This window comes from Sanguibacter sp. A247 (assembly GCF_052324925.1).
In the GTDB taxonomy this organism is placed as follows: domain Bacteria; phylum Actinomycetota; class Actinomycetes; order Actinomycetales; family Cellulomonadaceae; genus Flavimobilis.
This window is the reverse complement of the sequence record NZ_JBQPRE010000004.1, coordinates 203,754-209,762: the sequence shown is the minus strand read 5'-3', so window position 1 is coordinate 209,762 and position 6,009 is coordinate 203,754. Positions and strand designations below refer to the sequence as shown.

Annotated in this window: 3 protein-coding genes and 1 pseudogene; 2 read left to right on the top strand and 2 right to left on the bottom strand. The window is 67.9% G+C overall.

Translation table 11 applies throughout. The features are described 5' to 3' along the window. The first annotated feature begins 108 nt into the window (after window positions 1-108). A complete protein-coding gene (locus ACTVCO_RS11025) occupies window positions 109-2,256 on the top strand; it encodes an ATP-dependent DNA helicase (RefSeq protein ID WP_443728474.1) in 2,148 nt (715 codons plus the stop codon). A gap of 743 nt (window positions 2,257-2,999) precedes the next feature. On the opposite strand, the gene ACTVCO_RS11020 is transcribed toward ACTVCO_RS11025, so the two are convergent. Continuing rightward, on the bottom strand, window positions 3,000-3,113 hold the full coding sequence (locus tag ACTVCO_RS11020) for an HNH endonuclease (RefSeq protein WP_443728478.1): 114 nt from the start codon (window positions 3,111-3,113) through the stop codon (window positions 3,000-3,002). A 320-nt stretch (window positions 3,114-3,433) separates the two neighbouring features. Between ACTVCO_RS11020 and ACTVCO_RS11015 the strand changes: the two genes are divergently transcribed. Further along, complete coding sequence (locus tag ACTVCO_RS11015; RefSeq protein ID WP_443728473.1) at window positions 3,434-4,639, top strand: hypothetical protein; 1,206 nt, start codon at window positions 3,434-3,436, stop codon at window positions 4,637-4,639. Window positions 4,640-4,692: 53 nt separating this feature from the next. Here ACTVCO_RS11015 and ACTVCO_RS11010 read toward each other — a convergent pair. Beyond that, window positions 4,693-5,725, bottom strand: a pseudogene (locus ACTVCO_RS11010) (IS30 family transposase). Between the last annotated feature and the right edge of the window lie 284 nt (window positions 5,726-6,009).

Genomic DNA, 6,009 nt, shown 5'->3' with positions numbered 1-6,009 from the left:
CAGGGCGACGCGAACGACGTCGTCGCGGAACTCGCGGGGATAGCGCTTGGACATGGGGACATCCTCTCAGCGGTGCTGGTCAGCACCACGGGTGGGTGTCACCTATCCGTGCAGCAGTCCCACACCATCCTGGACGCCGAGGCCTACCTGCTCGCCCGCACCCAGACCGCGACCGCCGCCCATCTGACCGACGTCGACGCCGCCCGTCTGGTCGCTGCCGCGTCCTCTGCGCAGCTGACCGAGAAGGGCTTCGCTCTGGCCGAGGATCAGGAGCGCGTCGCACGCGCCGTGCTCGCCGACCCGGCCGGCCTCTCGGCGATCGTGGGGCCTGCCGGCACGGGCAAGACCACGACGATGCGCGCAGTGCGATCAGCGTGGGAGGCGATTCACGGCCCGGGCTCGGTCGTCGGCGTGACCACCTCCGCGCAGGCTGCCGCCGTGCTCGCGGCCGAGACCGGCGTGGAGACCACCACGATCGCCAAGCGCCTGCACGAGACCGCCGGGCCCGGCGCCGAGCAGCGCGCGACGTTCATCGCCGAGATGCACCAGGTCCTCGCCGACGAGACCCGCCCCCACCTGCACGCCGGCGCCCGGCGCGGGCTGGCTAAGGCCCTGGCCCGTGCCGAGTCCTGGCAGCTGACCCGCGGCCAGCTCCTCATCGTGGATGAGGCGTCCATGTCCGGCACGCACGCACTGGCCGAGCTCGCACGGCAAGCCGAGAACGCGGGAGCCAAGGTGCTGCTCGTCGGTGACCCCGCCCAGCTCGACGCCGTCGACGCCGGCGGCGTCCTGGGCTGGCTCGAACGCCGCGGGGCGACCGTTGCGCTGGACTCGGTGTGGCGCTTCGACGGGGCCGACAACAAGGACTGGGAACCCACCTCCTCCCTCGCACTGCGCGCCGGGAACATCGACGTCATCGACACCTACCTCGCACACGACCGCATCAAGGCCGGCAGCGACGAGAACATTCTGGAGGCCGCCTACGCCGCCGCCCGCGACGACCAGGCCGCTGGACGCTCCACGATCCTCATCGCCGCAACCAACGCCGCCGTCTCAGACCTCAACCAGTGCTTCACCCTCGACCGACGCGCCACAGGCGAGGTCGACATCACCCAGCTCGCTACCCTGCGCGCCGGCGCCGACGGCGGCGTGGGCGACCAGGTCCTCTACCGCAAGGTCGACCGCACCCTGCTCGACTCCCGCGGCGACTTCATCCGCAACGGCACCCCGCTACGCATCACCCGCATCACCCGCACCAAGGTCCACGCCCAGCGCACCGACACCGAAGACGGCACCAGCTTCGTCATCCCCCGCGCGAACCTCGCCGAGCACGGCGAGCTCGGCTACGCCATCACCGCCCACCGCGCCCAAGGCACCACCGTCGACGTCGGCCACGTCGTCGTGCCCTCCGACACCTCCATGACCCGCGAGACGTACTACGTCGCCATGACTCGAGGCCGCAAGGCCAACACCACCTGGGTCGGCCAGCAAGACCCCGAGCCCGACCGCGAACGCCTCCTCGCCGCTGCCGACCTCGACACCTGGCGCTCCACGCTGGAACGCATCATCGCCACCTCGGGGGCCGAGCTCACCGCCCACGAGACCTCAGAGCGCTGGACCAGCGAGCACCACTCCCTCTCGCGCCTGCACGCCGAACGAGACCTCCTGCTGTCCCTAGCCGCCGACGAACGCGTCGAACGGGGACGTGCGGCGCTCATCGAGCGCATCGCGGCCGCGATGCCCGCCACCGACGCGGCTGCGGTCACCTCTTCACCGAGACTGGGTGCTCTCAGGGTCGTCGTCGACCGGCTCACCGACGCTGGCGTCGACGTCGAGGCGCTTCTGTCCCAGTTCGGGGCCGACGGACTCGAGCACATGCGCGACGCCGCCGCCGTCCTGGCCGCGCGCCTGCGCAAGTACGCCCACGTCGCCGGCATAGACCTCACGACCGACGTCGCGCTCGAGGATCTCGTACGGCCAGTTCGCGCTCAGGACCAGGGCCTCGACGAGGTCCTGACGATCAACGCCGAACACATCGCCGAACGCACCCGCGTCCTGGTCGAAGCCGCGGCGACGACACCGTGGGCGCGCTACGTCGACCCGAACCTGCCGGGCCGCGAGCAGCTGCTCGCGGGAATCGCCGTCTACCGCGACCGCTATGACGTCGAGCACCCCTCACCGCTCGGACCTCGGCCAGTCAGTGAGGGGCTCGTCGACTGGCGGCGTGGAGCCACCTCGCGGACACGGTGTCCGTGAACGAAGCCTTGACACTAGGCGCCACGACCGATGGACCCGAGTCCTCACCAGGCGCACTTACCACGAACAGCATTATCTATTCCGAGTTGAGTGACGCACAACAATAGAGCCCGCCACGAGGCGACCATCGATATGGGGCCTCGACCCCTGATAGTCGAGGCACCGGTGGTTTCATGTCTCCCGCGTCAACCAGCTGGCAGGGTCTCTGTACTTTCGAAGTTGACGAAGGCCAGGCCAGTTCGGGAGGCGCCAACATGGGCAAGTCAGTTCCAGGCGAGCGCTTCGCGTTGAAAGACGTGACTGTCGTCGTGCCAGTAGCCGTCTACGCTCTTTACGAACTGGAAGCCGTCCGGCTCGTCGCCAGCGCTAACCGGGCAGCGCACGCTGCTGAGCCAGGACTACGCCTCCGTCAAACAGTTCTCCGATCTGCTCAAAAGAGCCACCGTAGAACACATGCCACCGCCCGGAATCCGTCGCGGACCGCCTTCGGATGGCATACTCACCGACCCTTAAGGCAACACGCCCAACCGACGGCGAAATATCGAGGACGTGGTCAGAGTGAGTCGGCTCAAAAACCTCTTCCGGCATATCGTCAACATCCGAAAGCAAAACCCAATGTGCCACATCAAGTCGGGCAATCGCAATAACCTGCGCGTCGTTTAGGAGAACTCTTCGATCGACTTGAACAAGCTCGCCGGGCCGGATCGCCCGGCGACGGCGCCCTAGCGGGCCCCTGGGGGCCACTACCTCGCCCCCTTGATGTTGTTGCACCTCGCGCACAGCGGCCGGGCATTGAACGATGAGTTGTTACCCCCACGGGACTTCGCAACAATATGGTCCACCTCTAGCTGGGACATATCCTTTTTGACTCCCTTAACGCTTTTTGACGGCTTGGTCATGACGCGCCCGCACGAGGAGCACGACTTCCCCACCGACCTCTGAGCCCACTTCTTAGTTGCAGCACTGAAGCCACTCTTCGCATGGCGACCATATCTCGCGGACGTTCGGAGGGTGTTGGTGAAGGCAGCATGCCGCACCACCATGCTGCCAGCCCGCGCCACCCGCGCCGCGAGGAGCGCACCACCCGCCGCGGACACCACAACTGCGGCCACCGTGAGCGCAATGTCCCACTTGTACTTCCACAGGAACCGGCCTGCGCGCCGGCGCCGACGCCGGCGTGGGCGACCAGGTCCTCTACCGCAAGGTTGACCGCACTCTGCTCGACTCCCGCGGGGACTTCATCCGCAACGGCACCCCGCTACGCATCACCTCCATCACCCGCACCAAGGTCCACGCCCAACGCACCGACACCGAAGACGGCGCCACATTCGTCATCCCCCGCGCGAACCTCGCCGAGCACGGCGAACTCGGCTACGCCATCACCGCCCACCGCGCCCAGGGCACCACCGTCGACATCGGCCACGTCGTCGTACCCTCCGACACCTCCATGACCCGCGAGACCTACTACGTCGCCATAACCCGCGGCCGCAAGGCCAACACCACCTGGGTCGGTCAGCAAGACCCCGAGCCCGACCGCGAACGTCTCCTCGCTGCTGCCGACCTCGACACCTGGCGCTCCACGCTGGAACGCATCATCTCCACCTCGGGGGCCGAGCTCACCGCCCACGAGACCTCAGAGCGCTGGACGAGCGAGCACCACTCGCTCTCGCGCCTGCACGCCGAGCGGGACCTGCTGCTGTCCCTGGCCGCTGGCGAACGCGTCGAACGGGGACGCGCGGCGCTCATCGAGCGCATCACGGCCGCGATGCCAGCCACCGACGCGGCTGCCGTCACCTCTTCACCGAGACTGGGTGCTCTCGGGGTCGTCGTCGACCGGCTCACCGACGCTGACGTCGACGTCGACGAGCTCCTGACCCAGTTCGGCGCCGACGGACTCGAGCACATGCGAGACGCTGCCGCCGTCCTGGCCGCGCGCCTGCGCAAGTACGCCCACCTCACCGGCATCGACCTGACGACCGACGTCGAGCTCGAGGATCTCATCCGGCCTGTGCGCGCCCAGGACCAAGGTCTCGACGATGCCCTGGCGATCAACGCCGAACACATCACCGAACGAACCCGCGTCCTTGTCGAAGCCGCGGCGACGACCCCGTGGGCGGGTCACATCGACCCGCACCTGCCGGGCCGCGAGCAACTGCTCGCGGCGATCGCCGTCTACCGCGACCGCTACGACGTCGAGCACCCCTCTCCGCTCGCGCCTCGACCTGCCGAGGCCGAAGCGACACGCCTCGCGACCTGGACCGATCTGGCCCGCGCGCCGAGCGCTGAGCGCCCGTCCGCGACATCCGCGCCGTTCGGCGCCCTCCACAAGCAGGTCTCAGCAAGCGACGTCGGACCGCATGAGCCCGGCTCCCAGGGCCTGTAGGTAGGTCAACGCGTGGCCGTTCCCTCGGACCTCCAACCGTGTCCGCGGCGGTGTCAAGGCGTCGAGGGAACGCCGGCCCGCAGGAGCTCGGGGAACTTCTGCCGCGGCGTGAAGAGCCCCAACGACGCCCGCGGCCGGTCGCCCCGCTCGTCAGCGATCATCGTCAGGTAGGCCTGGTTGCTGGTGATGTACGTTCCCTTGGGCAGGCACTCGCGAATTAAGCCGTTACTGTTCTCATTCGTCCCCCGGTCCCACGGCGAGTGTGGATGGGCGAAGTCAAACGGCAGGTTCGCCGCGACCGTCAGCCGCGCATGCTCGGCCATCTCCGAGCCCTGATCCCACGTCAGCGACGTGCGCATCACCTCGGGGAAGACGCCCAGTTGCTCGCTGAGCACATCGGCTAGTGCGGGTGCCTTCTTGCCCTCGGACAGGCCGCAGATGATCGTGAATCGCGTGGTGCGCTCCACCAGCGTCGCCGCCGCGGACGTGCCGTGCGCGCCGATGATGAGGTCACCCTCCCAAGCCCCTGGGGTACGCCGGTCGGCAACGTCGGCGGGGCGGTCGTCGATGGAGATCATCCCCACGATCGGCGCACCGCGCTCACCCACCTGCTTGCGCGGGGCGCGGCGGGTGCGCTTGGAGCGCAACATAACCCCGTGGCGGGCGAGCTCGCCCTGGGCAGGGCGTAGATGAAGCGGTAGATCGTCTCGGCCGAGACCTGCCCACCGCCGGCAGGTGTGGAGTGAGCCATGGTGGCCACAGTGGGCTCGGACGCTTCCAGACGCAAGCGACCCGCGATCTGCCGCGGGTGCGGGAACGCTTGAGGCCCCCAGGGATCCGGGCGCGCAGGACGGGGTCGGACTCGATCTTGCCGTCCTGAGCGCGCCCACGTCGCTGCTCGGCTTGGGCGTCGGCATAGACCATCTTGTAGAGGCCGGCCTTGGTGCGGTTGCGCTTGATCTCCCGGGAGGTGACCGACGGGGAACGGTCCAGGTGCGCAGCGATGTGCCGCACGCCCCAGCCAGCCTTGAGGCCGGTCGAGATCTCAGCGCGGTCCGAGGCTCTAATCTGGCGTCGTGGTCTCACATCGGATCCTGTCGGAGACCTGCAGTGTTGCTACGACGACATGACACTGCCGCCATCAAGCTCAGAGAGCTTCACTGTCGGGGTCGCAGACATCGAAGATCTTCCCCAGTTCATGTTTTAGCTCCTGCCCGCTGAACACCCTTCCCTCGAGCGACGCCAGACGTCGAACGGCCTCGACAAACACCTCCTCGTCGCTGAGTTCCCGACAGGAGAGAGCATTTCTGGAAGGACTTGGGTGGCCCTCGGAACAGACTTCGAAAGAAGTCCCTAGCCAGAGTGGAATA